This is a genomic window from Parabacteroides hominis (genome assembly GCF_014287585.1).
GTDB lineage: Bacteria > Bacteroidota > Bacteroidia > Bacteroidales > Tannerellaceae > Parabacteroides > Parabacteroides hominis.
On sequence record NZ_JACOOJ010000114.1, the window covers coordinates 1 to 578 of the forward strand.

Sequence of the window (578 nt, forward strand, 5' to 3'; positions counted from 1 at the left end):
GGCTTTACTTTATCTTCAATCTCTTCCGGCACTTTATTCACATCATCCACCAAATCCTTAAAACCATTCGATTCAAGAAAATCAGACAAGGTAAGTTCATACCGGTATGAAGGCGTACCATCTTTCTCGATATACCTTTTTACCTTGGTCACGCGAATCTCCCGATCGATATCCAACTGTTCGGAATAGACACCGACCATCTGGCCACAGGCAATAAAGATGTTTTGCAGACGAAAAATGACCTCGTCACATTTTCCACGCAGCTGGATGCGTTTCTCGCACTTGCCGTCCAACCACGCTTGCGACTCTTCCTGTAGCTGCAATGAGGCGTTATCCCGATAGCTTTGCGGCATCTTCAGGCCGGTAAGGATAAACTTGTCACCGACAGAGAAGTTAATGTCACCGGGGACTTTCAAAGCGTTCTCCTGGTCATTCTGCTTTAGTTTGAACTGTTTCAAATCATTGTCCCAACTGTCTTCGACGATTGCAAGGTCATAGCCGGCCAAACCGCCATCCTGGAATGTAACGATTACTTCTACCCCGTCCAACAGGCAATCGGTAAGGTTGAAATCCATACC

1 pseudogene is annotated in these 578 nt (G+C 46.4%); it reads right to left on the reverse strand.

Annotated features, from left to right (window positions below):
• Window positions 1-578: pseudogene (locus H8S65_RS21445) on the reverse strand (hypothetical protein); the annotation flags it as partial.